The following is a 16,768-nucleotide window of genomic DNA, read 5'->3' on the forward strand; positions in this document are numbered from 1 at the left end:
ACTATGCCTATTTACATCCAAGACTGTGGTTTCCACTCAGCGCTAGGCTCAGAGATTGCCGATATTCATGGCTGTCTAAAAGACGAGCGTGAATCAAATATGGTCGAAGTGCACAATATGCTGAACGATGGTAAACACACTGTCGTTGGTCAGATCGCGGGTGAACTACCACCGATTCCTTCAGATCTTACGCAATACGCCACTCGCAACAATCAACTGGCGCTGTCGGCTCTTCACCAAATTGAAGATTCTATCGAGCAAGCCAAATCTCAGTTTGGCGCAGATAGAATTGCTGTTGTTATTGGCACCAGCACATCTGGGATCTCCGATGGTGAAGCAGTCTTCAAACAAAAATTGGCAAACGGCGAGTTTCCAGCAGATTACCATTACTCAAAACAAGAGCTTGGTGATACCTCAGAGTTCGTTAGCCAGTATTGCGCATTAACGGGGCCAAACTACGTCATATCTACGGCTTGCTCATCCAGTGGTCGTGTGTTTCTCACTGCACAACGTTTGCTAGATTCAGGCATGGCTGATGCTGTATTAGTCGGTGGTGTGGACACCTTATGTAAGCTGACACTCAACGGTTTTCATGGCCTAGAAGCACTCTCAACAACACATTGTAAGCCGTTTAGCGCCTCTCGTGATGGTATCAATATCGGCGAAGCGGCGGCATTTATGTTGCTCAGCAGAACAAAACTAGCCAGTGTTAATGCAGCACAAGACACGTCAAACATTGCCTTATTGGGCTGTGGTGACAGCTCTGATGCACACCACATTTCAGCGCCTCACCCTGAAGGCAATGGTGCTGAACAAGCAATGAAAAAAGCGTTACATTCTGCACAGTTAAACGCAGAAGACATTGGTTATATCAATGCACATGGTACAGCAACGCCACTCAATGACTCGATGGAAAGTAAAGCCATTCATCGTATTTTTGCAAACAAGGTTCCCGTCAGTTCTACCAAACCGCTGACCGGGCATACTCTAGGCGCAGCAAGTGCGATTGAGGCTGCAATTGCGTGGCATATTTTGAAATATGACTTACCGCTTCCCTTACAAAAATGTCAGGATAAAGCTGAAGATATTGAGATTGATTTGGTAAACTGTTCACAGAAACTTAAAGCAAAGAACATCTTAAGCAACTCGTTTGCTTTTGGTGGCAACAACATTAGCCTGATTTTTGGTGTAGTAAATGACTGATATCCCTTCTGTAGACCAACTTCTCCCTCACGATGATCCGATGATATTAATCGATCGTGCTATCAGCGTAGAGGCGTTGTCGATCCACTGTCAGGTCGATATTGGTGACCATAATCTGTTCTTTGACGCCGAATCTCAAACGGTACCAGCATATGTTGGAATCGAGTTTATGGCGCAGTCTGTAGCGGCATGGTCTGGATATCACGCACTTAAAAACGGCACCACGCCCCCAATCGGATTCTTACTCGGCTCTCGTCGCTATAAATCACTGTGTGATGAGTTTACTCAAGGTCAGACCCTTGATATCTACGCCGAACAGATGATGGAAGACAGCGGTATGGCTGTGTTTACCGCAAGAGTCGAAGACCGAGGTGAGTTAGTGGCTCAATGCCAACTCAACGTCTACGTGCCGACCGAACAAAAATTACAAGAAATGAAAACTAGGAGCCCATCATGAGCCGTCAGGTTTTAGTCACTGGTGCCAGTAAAGGTATTGGTAAAGCGATCGCTATTCAACTCGCGAAAGACGGGTTTGAAATCGCCGTTCATTACATGGGTGACAAGCAAGGTGCTGAAGAGACGCTAAAGTCGATCACCGAACTGGGTGGCGCTGGACGTCTTATTCAATTTGATATCAGCAAACGAAGCGAGTGTCGCGAAAAGCTTGAGTCTGATATCGCTGAACATGGTGCTTACTATGGTGTAGTGAACAACGCGGGCATTACTCGTGACACTGCATTCCCCGCGATGACGGAAGAAGAGTGGGATGGTGTGATCCATACCAACCTAGATAGCTTCTACAACGTACTTCACCCTTGTGTAATGCCTATGGTTCAAAAGCGTAAAGGTGGCCGTATCGTCACTCTAGCGTCGGTATCCGGCATTATGGGTAACCGTGGTCAAACTAACTATGCTGCAGCAAAAGCGGGGGTGATTGGCGCAACTAAGTCTCTTGCTCTAGAACTCGCAAAACGCAAGATCACGGTAAACTGTGTCGCTCCTGGCTTAATTGACACAGGTATGGTTGACGAGCACGTGAAAGATCATGCACTTCCTCAAGTACCACTGCGCCGTATGGGTGAGCCGGAAGAAGTAGCTGGCCTAGTCAGCTACCTAATGTCTGATATTGCAGGCTACGTAACTCGCCAAGTGATTTCAGTAAATGGAGGCTTAGTATGACCCGCCGCGTTGTTGTAACTGGAATGTCTGGTGTTACTGCTTTTGGTAACGACTGGCAACAGATAGAGCCTAAGCTAAAGGCCTGTGAAAATGCGACTCAATATATGCCAAGCTTCGAGCAATATGATGGTCTCAACACAAAACTTGCCGCGCCTATTGATGACTTCCAACTGCCTAAACACTACAAGCGTAAGCAAGTGCGTGGCATGGGCCGTGTATCACGCCTAGCTACCGTTGCGACTGAGAATGCATTGGAGCAAGCCGGCTTAATTGGTCACGATGTATTGACCAATGGCGAAACTGGTATCGCTTACGGCTCTTCAACTGGCAGTACCGATGCGGTTGGTGCTTTCGGAGTAATGCTGAACGAGAAGTCGACACGAGCAATCACAGCAACCACTTACGTTCAAATGATGCCACACACAGCCGCGGTAAACGTAGGTCTGTTCTTTGGTCTGCGTGGCCGCGTGATTCCCACCAGCAGCGCCTGTACTTCAGGAAGCCAAGCCATTGGTTACGCCTATGAAGCGATCAAGCATGGTTACCAAACCGTAATGGTTGCCGGTGGTGGTGAAGAGTTATGCCCAACTGAGTCTGCCGTTTTCGATACCCTTTTCGCTACCAGTTTAAAAAACGACACACCCAAGAAATCCCCTAGCCCATACGACAGCGAGCGTGATGGCTTGGTTATCGGCGAAGGCGCTGGAACCCTGATCCTTGAAGAGTACGAACATGCTGTTGCTCGTGGCGCAAAGATCTACGCAGAAATCATAGGTTTTGCGAGCAACTGTGATGCGGCTCATGTGACTCAACCTCAGATGGAAACCATGCAAATCTGTATGGAGAAAGCATTGAGAGACGCACAACTTCCAGCTGAGAAGATTGGCTATGTTTCTGCGCACGGTACTGCGACTGAAAAAGGTGATATTGCAGAGAGTAACGCGACAGCGAATATCTTTGGTGAAGTACCAATCAGCTCTCTTAAGAGTTACTTTGGCCATACGCTTGGTGCGTGTGGTGCAATTGAAGCGTGGCTCAGCCTAGAGATGATGCATAGCGGTTGGTTCAGCCCAACCCTAAACCTTAAGAATGTCGATGAACAGTGCGGCAAGCTCGATTACATCACGGGCTCAGGTCGCGAATTGGATGTTGAATACTTGATGAGCAACAACTTTGCTTTTGGTGGAATCAACACCTCTATCATCTTCAAGAAAGTCTAAGCTTAGCTACATAAAACGCTAAGTAAATAAAAAGGGCCAGTAACCAAGTTACTGACCCTTTTTTGATTCTATCAATCGCTCAAATTAAGCGTTAGCTTCACGCTCAGCGATGAACTCAAGAGCCATCTTGATACGAGCGATTACGCGCTCTTTACCAACGAGCTCCATCACTGCATCAACAGAAGGAGACTGACCGCCGCCTGTTACTGCTACGCGAAGTGGCATACCGATTTTACCCATGCCGATCTCTAGCTCTTCACATACTGCTGCGATAACACCGTCTTTGATGTTTGCAGTCGTGAAATCTTCAAGCGCTTCAACCTTAGCAAGCGCAAGCTCTAGTGGGCCTTTAGCAACACCACGTAGGTGCTTCTTCGCTGCGCCAGCTTCAAACTCAGAGAAATCTTCGTAGAAGTAACGAGATTGCTCAGCAAGTTCGATAAGCGTGTTACAACGCTCGCCAACTAGCTTGATCACTTCAGTGATAGCTGGACCGTTTGTTGTATCGATCTTCTGTGCGTCTAGGTGCCATTGCAGGTATTTTGCAACGTACTCAGGCTCGGATGTCTTGATGTAGTGGTTGTTCAACCAAAGTAGCTTATCAGTGTTGAATGCAGAAGCAGACTTGCTGATAGCGTTCAGGCTGAAGAATTCAATCATCTCTTCTTGAGAGAAGATCTCTTGGTCACCGTGAGACCAGCCTAAACGAACTAGATAGTTGTTTAATGCATTTGGTAGGTAACCTTCATCGCGGTATTGCATTACAGAAACAGCACCGTGACGCTTAGAAAGTTTCGCACCGTCATCACCAAGAATCATTGCACAGTGAGCGAACGTTGGAACTGGCGCGCCTAGTGCTTCATAGATGTTGATTTGACGAGGTGTGTTGTTGATGTGGTCTTCACCACGAACAACGTGTGTGATACCCATGTCCCAGTCATCCACTACTACTACGAAGTTGTAAGTTGGTGCACCGTCTGTACGACGAATGATCAGGTCATCAAGTTGGCTGTTTGCGATTTCAATGCGACCACGGATTTGGTCATCAAATACTACGCTGCCTTCTTTAGGGTTACGGAAACGGATAACGCACGCATCGCCTTCTTTTGCTGCTTCGTTTGCTGCAACAATTTTAGGGTGGTTAGCATCGTAGCGAGCCATTTCTTTGTTTTCTTCTTGCTCTGCACGAATTTCATCAAGCAGCTCTTTAGACGCGTAGCATTTGAATGCTTTGTCTTCAGCAAGTAGCTTATCAACCATTTCGTTGTAACGGTCAAAACGCTTAGATTGGTAGTAAGGACCTTCGTCCCATTCCATACCCATCCATTGCATGCCTTCTAGAATTGCATCAACCGCTTCTTGAGAGTTACGCTCAAGGTCTGTGTCTTCGATACGTAGAACGAATTCACCGCCTTGGTTTTTAGCGAATAGCCAAGAGTAAAGTGCAGTACGTGCACCACCAACGTGAAGATAGCCAGTTGGGCTAGGAGCAAAACGAGTTTTAACCGTCATTTAAATACCTTGATTATGTAGGTGATTCTTTTAGTGCTCGCCATTACAAGGCCTGCAATAGTCAAACATCACTAAATTTTGGGCGCTATTTTATCACCACCGCTTAAATCTACAATCAGTAGTGAATGATTAATGCGCTGTTGTTGTACGAAAGCCGTTATTGAAAGGCCAATTACGCCCTTAAAGTCGTAAATAGATAGTCTTAGCAAGTAGATTATAGCCGCACATTCTTAATTTCCCTCTTCCATTCCAAACTGAAACCACCAGCTAGCACTCCACCAAGATCAAATTCTTGAATTTATGTTTGACCTTACCCTTACGGGAAGGTTTATGTTAGGCGTAGATGAGAATTGGAGTATCGATATGAACTACTACACAACGGCGCTCAACGGCCTAAATTGCATGGGTTGCGCGAAGAAAGTTCGCACACTGTTTAGCGATCTCGACAGCACGATGATTAATGACATATCGCCGACCTACATCGATATTTCGACTCCATTTAGTTACATTCAGCTCAACGAACAGTTAGCAACGCTTGGCTATTCTATGGGTAATCAGCTGCACCTTTCGCTATCCGGTCTGAGTTGCGGCAAGTGTGTGAGCAAACTGACTAAAGCGCTTGAACAAACTGAGCAAGCCTTAAACCTAGAAGTCAGCAAACAGGAATTATCACTGGTTACTCTGCTTTCTGAGTCTGAGGTGATTAAGCTGGTCGAAAGCCTGGGTTACCACGCAGCTCCCTACTCAGAAACGAATGACCTTTCATCGAGTTCAGATTTAGAAGACGAACAAGCAGATAAAAAGAGTGAAGATAAAACCGCAGCTAGCCAATATACCTATCACCTTGTTCTTGAGGGGATGACTTGTGCGAGTTGTGTTTCTTCGGTAGAGAAAGCACTGAAAAAGAATGAGTTCGTCGACCAAGCTCAGATCAATCTCGCAGAACAGACAGCCTTAGTTTTCACCTCTAAAACACGAGACGTCATCGAAAGCGCGCTAATAGAATCCGTAAAAACCGCAGGTTATGGTGCAGAGTTCGTTGATGACGCGGCGACTCAACAACAAAAACAGCAAGAACAACAACTTCGTACCCAAAAAGCTTTCCTAAAAAATTCGGTAAGCGCGCTGCTTATCGGTGCTCCGCTGATGGCGTGGGGTCTGTTTGGTGGCAGCATGACTATTGCTACATTTAACGACCAATTGGCTTGGGGCTTAATCGGTGTCGTCTGTTTGGTACTGCTAGCCACTTCAGGTCGTAGCTTCTTCACCAATGCTTGGCAATCACTGATGCACAAGCGCGCGACCATGGATACGTTAGTTGCTTTGGGTACAGGCGCAGCATGGTTCTACTCCATGCTAGTTGTGTTGATTCCGTCATGGTTCCCTGAGGCCTCTCGCCATGTCTACTTTGAGGCGAGTGCGATGATCGTTGGTCTAATTTCTTTGGGCCACTACATTGAAGCCAAAGCCAAAGCTCGCACCACAAAATCACTACAAGCTTTGATTAACCTACAACCTCAAAAAGCGGTGGTGATTGTCGATGGCAAAGAACAAACTATTGCTGTAGAAGCTATCCAAGTAGGCATGCAAGTACGCGTCAAACCGGGTGAGAAAGTGCCAGTTGATGGTGTTGTGGTATCGGGTGAGTCTTACATCGATGAATCCATGTTGACCGGTGAACCACTTCCCAACGTTAAATCGATGAGTGATGGCGTTTCAGCGGGCACTATCAATGGTGATGGCAGCTTAGTTATTGAAGCGACAGGAATTGGCTCAAGCACTATGTTGGCACGCATCATTCAAATGGTTCGCCAAGCGCAAAGCAGTAAACCAGCAATCGCCAAGCTTGCCGACTCTATCTCAGCCGTTTTTGTTCCGGTTGTGGTCGCAATCGCAGTTGCTGCCGCCTTAGTTTGGTTTTTTGTTGGCCCACAACCAAGCGCCAGTTACATGTTAGTGGTATCAACCACAGTGCTGATCATCGCTTGTCCATGTGCCTTAGGCCTTGCGACACCACTTTCAATTACTGTCGGCGTTGGCAAAGCCGCTGAGTTTGGCGTTCTGATCAAAGATGCCGATGTGTTGCAATCTGCAAGCAAAATTGATGCTGTCGTGTTTGATAAAACAGGCACCCTAACCCAAGGTAAGCCAACCGTTCAGCAAGCCTTTTATGGCGATTTATCAGAACAAGAATTACTGGCTTGTGCTTATTCAGTAGAAGTAGGATCTGAGCACCCACTTGCCAAAGCCGTTTGCCAATATGCAGAGAGCTTGGAAGTTTCAGTACTCCCACACAGCGAATTTGAAAACCAACGAGGGCTTGGGGTTCAAGCAACAATTAACGGCAAGAAAGTGCAAGTTGGCTCGCTTAAGTACCTCACCCAATTAGGTATCAATACAGAGGTTGGCGCGGATTTCATCGAGCTTTGCCGCTCGCAAGCGTGGACGCCTATTTTCATTGCGATTGACCAAAAACTGGAAGGCATATTGGGCATTTCAGACGCGTTAAAAATAGATAGCAAACAGGCGATAGCTCAACTAAAATCCGCCGGAATTCACACTGTGCTATTAACGGGCGACAACGACTCTGTAGCTCAAGCGATAGGTAAAAACGTCGGTATCGACGAAGTGATTTCAGAAGTGCTTCCAGAGCAGAAAGCTCAACACATTGTTCAGCTGCAACAGCAATATAAGAGTGTTGCCATGGTCGGAGACGGTATTAACGACGCGCCTGCACTTGCTCAAGCAGATATAGGCATAGCAATGGGCAGTGGCAGTGATGTCGCGATTGAAAGTGCGCAAATGACGCTACTCAACTCGTCGCCACTGTCTGTCAGTAACGCGATTGAGCTTTCCCAAGCGACCGTGAGAAACATGAAGCAAAACCTGTTTGGTGCCTTTATCTATAATTCACTTGGTATTCCAATTGCGGCTGGTGTGCTCTACCCATTCTTTGGATTTTTACTTAGCCCTGTCGTTGCAGGCGCTGCGATGGCGATGTCATCAATCACCGTAGTCAGCAATGCCAACAGATTAAGACTGTTCAAACCCACTCATTCTAATATCAACAAAAACCATATTCATGAGGTTAACCATGATTCGTAAAATTATGACTCTTACTGCACTCGCTGCAATCTCAGGACAAGCTTTAGCTACTGATGTTCTAAACCACAAATCTCCATACTGCGGCTGCTGCACAGAATGGACTGAACATATGCGAGATGCTGGGTTCGATGTTACTGAGAAGCTCCACGATGATATGAACCCAATCAAGCAAAAACTAGGGATAACACAAGAGCTAGCCTCTTGCCACACTGCAGAGATCGACGGATACGTATTTGAAGGACACATTCCAGCAGATGACATTAAAGCCTTTCTAGAAAACCCACCACGTAATGCGATTGGTTTAGCGGTTCCGGGTATGCCAATGGGTTCGCCAGGCATGGAATATGGCGATAAGAAAGACGAGTATTCTGTGTATGCGTTTAATGAAAAAGGTCAGGTGTTTGAATACCGTCACTACAACGGGAAATAGAACCTAAACAGACCAACACACAGCAATAAAAAGAAGTCATAAAAATAGAGCCTAGCATTCAGTAATCCCAAGACTGTGGTTTACTTGCTAGGCTCTTTGCTTTTGGACAGTAAAGCAAATCTTGTCGCGGCACCAACCGGGCTGTTAGTACCGCTATGTTCCCCTCGCTAATTAGCTAGCAAGCTATTTAGCAAAAAGCTATTTAGCGAAGAAGCTCACTCGGCTAATAATCTAATAGACTAAGCAACCAAGCGAATCAGCTTAGAAGCCGTAAGAAGCACCGAATACGAATGCGTTGTTCTGCTTAGAATCGCCGTTTGCGAAATCTACACCGTTAGCTTGGCTACGGAACTCAAAGTAAGGTTGAACGCCTTGACGAGTCCATGTTGCACGTAACTCGTGGTCCATCGCTTCAGCATCAATCATGTATACGTTGTTGTAGCTAAGCGCTAGGTCAGCATTCACTGTGTAAGCAATGCGGTTATCCATGCGGTAGTCTGTGTCAGCATTAGCTGAAGTATCATCGATGTGTGCACGAGTACGGTTACTAATAGAGATGCCGTTGTCGAAGTTGTAACCGATCTTAACTAGTGGACGGAACTGAATGCTTTCGCCTGCAGAGAATAGGTGTTGGTAACCCGCAGCAACCCATAGGTTGTCAGTGATGTTGAAAGATTGCTCACCACCTACAGTGATGCCTGGAGTAGTATTACCTGCACCGCCATTTTCAGATTCAAGTTTGCCCAGTTGGATACCATCAAACTCAGAATAAACCGTGAAGCCGCCTAGAGAGTTGTCAAACGTGTGACCAGCTTCTAGCGTAGAAGTCATGTCAGAACCGTGGATACGGCCATCGTCATGAATTTGGATGTTACCCGTTACGTAAGAAGAACCAGCAAAAGCACTAGAAGCGAAAGCAAGAGAAAGAGCACTTAGAGCGATAATTTTTTTCATAGTAAACTGCCTTAGTTTAATTTTTCAGCGGCACATCTTCGGTACATCATTCACCTTCACCGCTTGAGTAGTTGGTAGCCTCCCTGGCATGAAATCTATGTTGCTCGAATTAATTCGCGTTTAAAAATAAAAGGGACAGCAGAGTGATCCCTCTCACTATCAAAAAAAGACAAGTTATTTAAAACTTTAAAATCAACAACTTAAAAACATAAAAATTGATAAAAAACTTAAGATGGAAAAATATACAGATCGGGATCACGTTATTTCACGAAGAAAAATTAGATCTAGATAGTTGAATCACATCTGATTTAGAGTTTTTTACAGGGAGCTTATTTTTTGAAGAGAATAATGAGAAGCGCGTCACTTTTGGGATTAAAGTCACCTTATGTGCATTGTTGATGATATTACCAAAGGCGATTTCTATATGTTTCAGTTTTGGATATGCACCTAATTCGCAGTAAACAAAAAGAGCTCCCGTTTTATCTTGAATAAGATAAAGGTCAGGAGCTCTTCTACTAATAGTGCTTATCGATTATTTAACTGAGGTCACTCGACTTACTTTCTCACCACTTTCTGAAATAGAGCGGATGTAAGTCTCACCAGAAACTGATGGACGTTGTTGCTCATCGTATGTTAGCCAGTTTTCGCCATCAGCAGAGTATTGCAGCTCTACACCTGGGAATTGAACGTTCATCGCTAGCTTACCGTCAACAACCTTCGCACCTGGAACTGGTAGTCGGTAATCAATACCCGCTTTTTCTAGCTTAGCTAGCTCACGTTGACCAAGAATATTCGCGAAGCGATTAAAGTCGCTGTTCAACGCTTGCTTATTCACTAAGTTAGTTTCTTGAGAGTATTCAACACCAACCTTGTAGTCGTTTTCCCAATCTGCTCGGTGCCATGCGCGCTCTGCTGCTGCCAATACGCGAGGGAACACCATGTATTCATATTGCTCGTCAGTACGTACTGTTTCTGACCAAAGTTGAGCTGACAGACCGTAGAAAGGTTTCGCTTCAACCTCACCTTTACCAGTAAAACCATTGCCATCACGGTCTAATGATGTTTCTGCGTTTTGTGGCATGTTTTCTGGTGCGAAGCCAAACATCTTACGAGTATCGGTTGCACGTGTTGCCCAGTAGTAACCACGCTCAGCTGCATCAACTTCGTATGGCATATCCATGTATACGTAGTCTGGGTTAGAGACAATCACGTCATACCCTTTTGCTGACCAATCGTATACTGATGAAGTTCCGCCCCAGTAAAGAACGTCCCAGAAGTTCACGCGTGTACTTTCGGTCGCAAATGCTTCCTCGCCTTCGCTGTATTTCAGACCATCTTGCCATGCTTGGAAGTGGGGAATACCCTTCTCAGCAACAATCTTAGAAACCTGTTCTGCGAAGTGGCTTGGTAGATGACCGAAATCGCTTACAGTACCATCAGCGATCAATGACTGACATTGTGGTGATTGTTGGAACGGCTTATCTTGCTTAGACAAATCGATGTTGCCTTTCCAAGCCACTTTATCTTCTGCATTAATATCTTGTAAGCCTGCGCCTAACTTGATGTTTTTCGCTTCATCGCCGCCGAAGTGCCAAGTCGTTAGCGGTACGCCCGCTTCTTGGTGCATTGCCGCCACTTCAGAGATTACTTTATCGACGAAGTGAGTTGATGACTCCATACATGGGTTAATGAAGCTTTGCTTATCGTAGAACTGAACCGTGGTTACATTCGATGTATCTTGCGGATCCATCAAGCGGTATTCGTTCGCTTCTGCTTCTTTGCCTTCCGCCATGAGACGAGTGTAACGCGCTTCCATTGATACCACAGCTGAACGAGCGTGTGCTGGCATATCAATTTCAGGGATAACTTCGATGCTGCGCGCTTTAGCGTAGCTTAGGATCTCGACGTAATCCGCTTTACTAAAGAAACCAGAGCCAAAGTTGTCTGTTGTTGGACCAGAACCTAGCTGAGGCAGTAAGCAGCTTTGTTCATCCAAATCAAAACAACGATTAGACCCTACATCCGTTAGCTCTGGTAAACCTGGAATTTCTAAACGCCAACCTTCATCATCCGTTAGGTGAAGGTGCAGTTTATTCATCTTGTATGCCGCCATTTGATCTAGCGTTGCTAGGATGGCATCTTTTGAGTGGAAGTTTCGAGCAACGTCCACCATCACACCACGATAATCAAAGCGCGGCGCATCTTTAATTGACAGTTGTGGTAATGATTCAGCGTTCTGACTATCTATTAGGCCAAAAATAGACTGAACTGCGTAGAAAGCACCCGTTTTATCAAACGCTTTAATTGCAATCCCCTCTTCCGAGATGCTTAGTTCATAAGCGCCAGATTTCGCTAAATCACCCGTAAACTGAGTAGGAACAACAGCGACACTCACAGGTAGGTCGCCACTCACATCTACGTTTACCACATCTGCACGTTCTTCAATTGCTGCGAATTGCTCAGCGTCGAATGCGTCTTTAGGTAGGGCAATACCACCAGCAATGCTAACTGAACCTTCACCGGCTTCTACCGACATTGGCGTTGGTAGTAAAGTAGTTGATACATCTTGCGTTGCTAGATCAGCATTCTTTTCAAAACGCGTCACCGCTGTCGCCATTACGTTATTATCATCAGGCGTACGCTTAAGGTTATTACCCTCTAGACCAGTTACGAACGATGCAACATCTTCTGTATTCAATGATGCAATCATCTTAGGTTCTGCGTTTGGCGCCGTCACGAATGCACCTGGCATAAAGTCAGTTTCAAACAGTTGCCAGTATTCACTCGTTAACGGAAGAACCACTTCTTCACCAGCCGCAAAGCCGTCAAATTTTTCAGTAGGTTCTAGCTTGTGAAGATCACCAGTAACGCGAGTGATCTTAAATTGCTCATTATCAACATCTAAAATAAGACGAATACTGTGGAAGTAGATGCTCCAATCTTTAGAGTCAATCGCTTCACCGTCATTGGTTAGCGTCATGTTCACTTTATTACATGACGCCCATTCAGCACCTAGGTCCTGACAAGCCAAGCCTTCATTCGCACCATGATTAGTTAGAATTTCGTACTGAACATCAAGATTATCAGCCAGTGCATTCACTACTTTTTGTTCTGGTGCTTGCGTTACTGCACAACCTGTTAGGCCAGCCAATACCGCTACAGATAGTAAGTTTCTCTTCAACATCGTATTCACCCATAAATTAAAAATTGAGTAAGAAGCAAAATGGAGCGCTTCGAAAGTTAGATAAACTATATGGGCTTATTTTTTACCGTGAATTAAATCGAGCTAATAAAGTGATCGGCTTCAAATCTCAAAAATATTGATAAATTTAATTTAAATAAAATCATCAAGTTACAAGCAACGGCACTTCCGTCATTTTAATTTTGACGTAAAATTTGAGAAATGAATCACAATCTTTTTTACCGATTTCATAAAATCGTGTCATTGGTAGTCAGAAAGGATTTAGAGTTTCAGCGTATTGTTATACTTTTCGTACAAACAACGTGACATTGTTCTCAAAAAAAACCGTTAAAAAACATCGTCAAAATCGATTTTAACGAGTTTAATACTTCCTTAAGGAGCTCCCTTTGCGTCCACTCTGGTACATGGTTTTATTCGTTCTCGCTTTTTCAGCTAGGCAAGCGGTCGCCGAGCCCCTTTATTGGCAAGCACAAAAGGATGATCTGACACTCACTATCTTAGGTTCAGTGCACGTTGGAGACGAGAGTATGTACCCCCTTCCTTCGGCGATCACCGACGCGCTAAAAAACAGTGATGGCTTAATTATCGAAACGGATATCAGAAAGTCTGATGGCGTTGTATATCCCCGCAACAAACTCACGACTGCCGATGTACTCAATACAGAACAGCTGCAATTATTAACCGACATATCAAAATCATTGGGCATGCCGACGCAACAACTGCTTCGCTCACCGCCTTGGGCAACTTCTCTCTCCATACAAATGCAGCAGTTAAAAAACCTTGGTTATGGCTCCGCCAGCGGCGTTGATGCGACGCTAGCGAACAAAGCGACTACCCAAGATGTTCCGGTTATCAGTTTGGAGCCTCTGCAATTCCAAATAGACCTGATGACAAAACAAAAGGACGACGGTAAAGAGTGGTTAGTCAGTAGCCTTGAAGAATTTGACCAAACTGATCGCGTGGTTCATTGCCTGATTGAAAGCTGGAAAGCGGGTGATTTAGCGAAGCTGGAAGCCTTCTCAGAACTGTCAGAGATGTCGCCTGAACTTGAGAAAGCATTCTTAACCGATCGCAACATAGACTGGGCAAACAAACTATCCTCCAATGATTGGAAGCTTAAGACTAAAGGGAACTACATGATAGTAGTTGGTACCTTGCACCTAATTGGAGAAGGTAACCTTATACAGTTATTAGAAAAGAAAGGCTTCAGTGTCATTCAGCAATCACAAAGCCAATCAGCCCAATGTCAATTTGAGACTAGCTAAAAAAGCTAACGATGCTCAACCTCATTTTGTTTTCGTTATAAAAGCATTTCCTTAATAACAGAATCTTTACATTTAATAGCACCATTGCAGTGCTATTATCTTTCGCTCTTTTTACCTATGGCGTTGTTCTAATGAAACCAGTACTTTTTGCTTTCCCTTTAGCCCTCACGATGCTGATGCCCTCAATAGCCTCAGCCAAAGAAACATGCACCATCGAACAGTTTCAGGCGATAGACATACAACCGGATACCAAAGGCGGTGTATTAGATAAAGAAAGCGGACAGTTTTTGATTACAGAGAAACCACCGATGCGCTGCGCCAATATTACGTTCACAACATCTACAACACGAAACCGTATCGCAAGCCAAATGAACAACAATTTTGAAGCAAACTTTTACGACAACCAAACGGGAAGCTCTCACTCGGTGACGTTTGATGAAGATGAAATAAAGGCAGGTTACATTCGAATAGGCCCGAATAAGCCAGCGGAAGCGTATGTTTGTTTTGTTACCTCGGAAACACCGATAAAAGATATTACGTGCGATGTGAATTGATCATTGAGTTGCTTGAAGAAAAAAACAGGGCTAAGGGAAAGGTCCGTTTTCCGCATAGCCCTATTTTACTGCTTACTCGGTTGCTTACAATATGTCGGCGCTCTCTTCGGAATAACGAGCAATAATTGGATTTTGTAGTGCATTAGGATCGCCCGGCGACCACATTCCACGCTTCATGCCTTTTACAATAAGATGTATTACCGCAGCATCAATCGCTGACATCACAGCGATATTAACGGGTTCATTTTGGCTGTAGCCCATTTCAACTTCTAATAGTTCTTTGTAGTCAACAAACCTGAATGCGCCGAATCCTATCTCATGTGATGAAATGGTTTTTGTCGTAGTCACACTCAACAGAACTTGCCCTGTTCTTACATCAACGGCTCTTAAGTTAACTGTCACTTGATCGGTTCTATACTGCCCTGAGCCACCAATGCCAAGATACTTCGCACCAGCCCCACCTGTAACAATATTAGAGTCATAAGCAACAATACCGCCTTCAATAACGATATTCGCAGAGCTCAACGATGTTAAGTCGGCTCCGTGATTGTTCACTACCTTGTCTTTTTTCTGAGCAGCACGAATGATCTTACGTTCCGTCAACAAGTTCTGGAGCCCTTCACGCTCTAGAGGAACAAACCACTGGGAATCTATCAATGCCGTGGTCAGTAAAGACGTTCCACCCTGTGGTACCGCTGTCGAAAAGTTACTGTTTGGCTGAGGTTTATACTGTCCCGTTTGATCTCTAAAATCATAAACCGAAACAAGTATTTTACCGCGAGGCTGAGGTAATGAGATCAGGTCCGTATAAGTCGATCCTCTCGGCATCAACTTTGGCGTTTCAGAAGTCTCTGGAATTTGCATAGAGTAAGTGCACCCTCCCAACACAAAGGTCAAGAAGACGATAATGATCGATTTCATAACACAATCCTTGTGATTAGAGGTCGGGGTTTAATCCAGAGACACTGATTTCTGTCGATTCCCCAGTCTCTTTATCGACGATTTGAACCAACAAAGTCCCGGAATCATCCACAATATTCAGGAAAAAATCATCAGTTTCCAACTGCCCCGTGTTTCCATTACCCACGTCAGCAAGCAATTGGCTAATTAAACGGGACTCTAAACTAGACGCTAAACGATCTAAGGCTGATTCTTGCTCATCAAAGATATCCCTTGCACTTGGGTCTTCATAATCATTGATAGCATTAGCGTGATTAAAAAGGTGAGAACTGTTTAAAGCGTTTCCGCCAAAACTTGGATTTACGGGCGTATAAACTAATTCGCTTGAGTAAACCGAAGGCGAAACTATCAGCGCAATGAGCGCGGCCTTTCTGAAAAATATCGACATCCTTGGCTCCTTAAAATTCATCATGGTCTAGATCGTAAGTGTCCTGAAAGATCCGTTCCGCTTGCCATCGGATGATGTAATTCCCAACCACTCGTGTTGCATCGGCAGCGCGTTCTTTCGCTTGTCTACGACCAGGGGACAACGCCGTACGGAAGATCGGTTTTCTAGAGTGTTGAACCTCTATGATGCTTCCTGATAACGCCGTTGGCCTTTCTTTTACCGTCAAATTTTCCTTAAGGTCGGGATAACTATCATTGAGCGATTGCGAGAAGAAAAAATAGAAATCCTCTCCCAACCGCGTAATGGTTCTGTCCACAATGATTCCATCGACTTCACTGAAGTCATTGAATTTTTCCTTAAGATTATTTGTCGAGTCCTCAAGTTTTTGTCCATTTTCTAAAGGAGCAGCATTTTCAAGACCATGACTCTTTTCTTCTGCATGAAGAGCAAAGGAAAGCAGAGTTATTGTAAGCAGCTTGATTTTCATATGTGCTCCCATTCAAAGTCTATTTACAAAATGAGAATGTGATTCGTTGAAACTGAATAAAGCGTAATTCATGCTTACAGTGGCATATATAAACTTTCGAATTAATTACTGAAGGGAATTGATTAACTAAGGTTGGTAGGATTCGGTCAAATACTAATTAAATTTCATATGAACAACTAAATATTTTCAACTTTAAGTTTATAGCTGTTCGTAAATTCAAGGCCTAGGATTTCGATAAGACAAAGGTTCACTCATTCCCTACGCAGTTTATTTTCGTAGGGATCATAATCACGAACACTTTAAGGTAAA

The 16,768-nt window shown here is 44.7% G+C and carries 14 protein-coding genes; 8 read left to right on the plus strand and 6 right to left on the minus strand.

Annotated elements, in window-relative coordinates; translation table 11 throughout:
* The first annotated feature begins 3 nt into the window (after positions 1 to 3).
* From AB4185_RS07630 to AB4185_RS07645, 4 genes are read left to right on the plus strand one after another with little or no spacing between them, the layout of a single operon-like run.
* Positions 4 to 1,203, plus strand: a complete 1,200-nt coding sequence (locus tag AB4185_RS07630) for a beta-ketoacyl-[acyl-carrier-protein] synthase family protein (RefSeq protein ID WP_372135280.1) — start codon at positions 4 to 6, stop codon at positions 1,201 to 1,203.
* Positions 1,196 to 1,660 carry a hotdog family protein gene (locus AB4185_RS07635; RefSeq protein WP_017062284.1) on the plus strand — a complete coding sequence of 155 codons (465 nt, stop codon included), beginning with the start codon at positions 1,196 to 1,198 and terminating at the stop codon, positions 1,658 to 1,660. The genes AB4185_RS07630 and AB4185_RS07635 overlap by 8 nt, the downstream gene beginning before the upstream one ends.
* A complete protein-coding gene (locus AB4185_RS07640; protein WP_017062285.1) occupies positions 1,657 to 2,382 on the plus strand; it encodes a 3-ketoacyl-ACP reductase FabG2 in 726 nt (241 codons plus the stop codon). Before AB4185_RS07635 ends, AB4185_RS07640 begins: the two co-directional genes overlap by 4 nt.
* Positions 2,379 to 3,602 (plus strand): beta-ketoacyl-ACP synthase, encoded by a 1,224-nt coding sequence (locus tag AB4185_RS07645; protein WP_017062286.1) that lies wholly within the window; start codon positions 2,379 to 2,381, stop codon positions 3,600 to 3,602. The genes AB4185_RS07640 and AB4185_RS07645 overlap by 4 nt, the downstream gene beginning before the upstream one ends.
* Before the next feature lie 84 nt (positions 3,603 to 3,686).
* Here the strand turns inward: AB4185_RS07645 and gltX are convergent, their stop codons facing one another.
* On the minus strand, positions 3,687 to 5,114 hold the full coding sequence (gene gltX, locus AB4185_RS07650) for a glutamate--tRNA ligase (RefSeq protein WP_017069020.1): 1,428 nt from the start codon (positions 5,112 to 5,114) through the stop codon (positions 3,687 to 3,689).
* 300 nt (positions 5,115 to 5,414) lie between these two features.
* On the opposite strand from gltX, the gene AB4185_RS07655 reads away from it, so the two are divergent.
* Together AB4185_RS07655 and AB4185_RS07660 are read left to right on the plus strand one after the other, a co-directional pair.
* Positions 5,415 to 8,219 carry a copper-translocating P-type ATPase gene (locus tag AB4185_RS07655; protein WP_372135282.1) on the plus strand — a complete coding sequence of 935 codons (2,805 nt, stop codon included), beginning with the start codon at positions 5,415 to 5,417 and terminating at the stop codon, positions 8,217 to 8,219.
* Positions 8,209 to 8,649, plus strand: a complete 441-nt coding sequence (locus AB4185_RS07660; RefSeq protein WP_017064149.1) for a DUF411 domain-containing protein — start codon at positions 8,209 to 8,211, stop codon at positions 8,647 to 8,649. The genes AB4185_RS07655 and AB4185_RS07660 overlap by 11 nt, the downstream gene beginning before the upstream one ends.
* 261 nt (positions 8,650 to 8,910) lie before the next feature.
* On the opposite strand, the gene AB4185_RS07665 is transcribed toward AB4185_RS07660, so the two are convergent.
* Together AB4185_RS07665 and AB4185_RS07670 are read right to left on the minus strand one after the other, a co-directional pair.
* The gene (locus AB4185_RS07665) at positions 8,911 to 9,603 is read right to left on the minus strand and encodes an oligogalacturonate-specific porin KdgM family protein (protein ID WP_017064150.1); all 693 of its coding nucleotides are present in this window, start codon (positions 9,601 to 9,603) and stop codon (positions 8,911 to 8,913) included.
* Positions 9,604 to 10,135: 532 nt separating this feature from the next.
* Entirely contained in the window at positions 10,136 to 12,787 is a 2,652-nt protein-coding gene (locus AB4185_RS07670; RefSeq protein ID WP_017071188.1) for a beta-N-acetylhexosaminidase, read from the minus strand.
* A gap of 404 nt (positions 12,788 to 13,191) precedes the next feature.
* Here AB4185_RS07670 and AB4185_RS07675 point away from each other — a divergent pair, with 404 nt between their 5' ends.
* Positions 13,192 to 14,070: a TraB/GumN family protein gene (locus AB4185_RS07675; RefSeq protein ID WP_029235194.1), complete on the plus strand. Its 879-nt coding sequence runs from the start codon at positions 13,192 to 13,194 to the stop codon at positions 14,068 to 14,070.
* Positions 14,071 to 14,201: 131 nt separating this feature from the next.
* On the plus strand, positions 14,202 to 14,624 hold the full coding sequence (locus tag AB4185_RS07680; protein ID WP_102321503.1) for a hypothetical protein: 423 nt from the start codon (positions 14,202 to 14,204) through the stop codon (positions 14,622 to 14,624).
* Between the two features lie 84 nt (positions 14,625 to 14,708).
* On the opposite strand, the gene AB4185_RS07685 is transcribed toward AB4185_RS07680, so the two are convergent.
* The 3 genes from AB4185_RS07685 to AB4185_RS07695 are packed head-to-tail and all read right to left on the minus strand — an operon-like array spanning position 14,709 to position 16,459.
* On the minus strand, positions 14,709 to 15,545 hold the full coding sequence (locus AB4185_RS07685) for a CsgG/HfaB family protein (RefSeq protein WP_102428681.1): 837 nt from the start codon (positions 15,543 to 15,545) through the stop codon (positions 14,709 to 14,711).
* Positions 15,546 to 15,561: 16 nt separating this feature from the next.
* Positions 15,562 to 15,972 carry a curli assembly protein CsgF gene (locus tag AB4185_RS07690; protein ID WP_102333662.1) on the minus strand — a complete coding sequence of 137 codons (411 nt, stop codon included), beginning with the start codon at positions 15,970 to 15,972 and terminating at the stop codon, positions 15,562 to 15,564.
* A 10-nt stretch (positions 15,973 to 15,982) separates the two neighbouring features.
* On the minus strand, positions 15,983 to 16,459 hold the full coding sequence (locus AB4185_RS07695; protein WP_017064155.1) for a curli production assembly/transport protein CsgE: 477 nt from the start codon (positions 16,457 to 16,459) through the stop codon (positions 15,983 to 15,985).
* Positions 16,460 to 16,768: the final 309 nt, after the last annotated feature.

This window comes from Vibrio sp. 10N.286.48.F5 (assembly GCF_041469785.1).
Lineage (GTDB): Bacteria > Pseudomonadota > Gammaproteobacteria > Enterobacterales > Vibrionaceae > Vibrio > Vibrio crassostreae_C.

Coding starts and splice junctions, on each gene's coding strand:
- AB4185_RS07630 (WP_372135280.1), top strand. CDS start 4: ATGCCTATTTACATCCAAGACTGTGGTTTCCACTCAGCGCTAGGCTCA.
- AB4185_RS07635 (WP_017062284.1), top strand. CDS start 1,196: ATGACTGATATCCCTTCTGTAGACCAACTTCTCCCTCACGATGATCCG.
- AB4185_RS07640 (WP_017062285.1), top strand. CDS start 1,657: ATGAGCCGTCAGGTTTTAGTCACTGGTGCCAGTAAAGGTATTGGTAAA.
- AB4185_RS07645 (WP_017062286.1), top strand. CDS start 2,379: ATGACCCGCCGCGTTGTTGTAACTGGAATGTCTGGTGTTACTGCTTTT.
- gltX (WP_017069020.1), bottom strand. CDS start 5,114: ATGACGGTTAAAACTCGTTTTGCTCCTAGCCCAACTGGCTATCTTCAC.
- AB4185_RS07655 (WP_372135282.1), top strand. CDS start 5,415: ATGTTTGACCTTACCCTTACGGGAAGGTTTATGTTAGGCGTAGATGAG.
- AB4185_RS07660 (WP_017064149.1), top strand. CDS start 8,209: ATGATTCGTAAAATTATGACTCTTACTGCACTCGCTGCAATCTCAGGA.
- AB4185_RS07665 (WP_017064150.1), bottom strand. CDS start 9,603: ATGAAAAAAATTATCGCTCTAAGTGCTCTTTCTCTTGCTTTCGCTTCT.
- AB4185_RS07670 (WP_017071188.1), bottom strand. CDS start 12,787: ATGTTGAAGAGAAACTTACTATCTGTAGCGGTATTGGCTGGCCTAACA.
- AB4185_RS07680 (WP_102321503.1), top strand. CDS start 14,202: ATGAAACCAGTACTTTTTGCTTTCCCTTTAGCCCTCACGATGCTGATG.
- AB4185_RS07685 (WP_102428681.1), bottom strand. CDS start 15,545: ATGAAATCGATCATTATCGTCTTCTTGACCTTTGTGTTGGGAGGGTGC.
- AB4185_RS07690 (WP_102333662.1), bottom strand. CDS start 15,972: ATGTCGATATTTTTCAGAAAGGCCGCGCTCATTGCGCTGATAGTTTCG.
- AB4185_RS07695 (WP_017064155.1), bottom strand. CDS start 16,459: ATGAAAATCAAGCTGCTTACAATAACTCTGCTTTCCTTTGCTCTTCAT.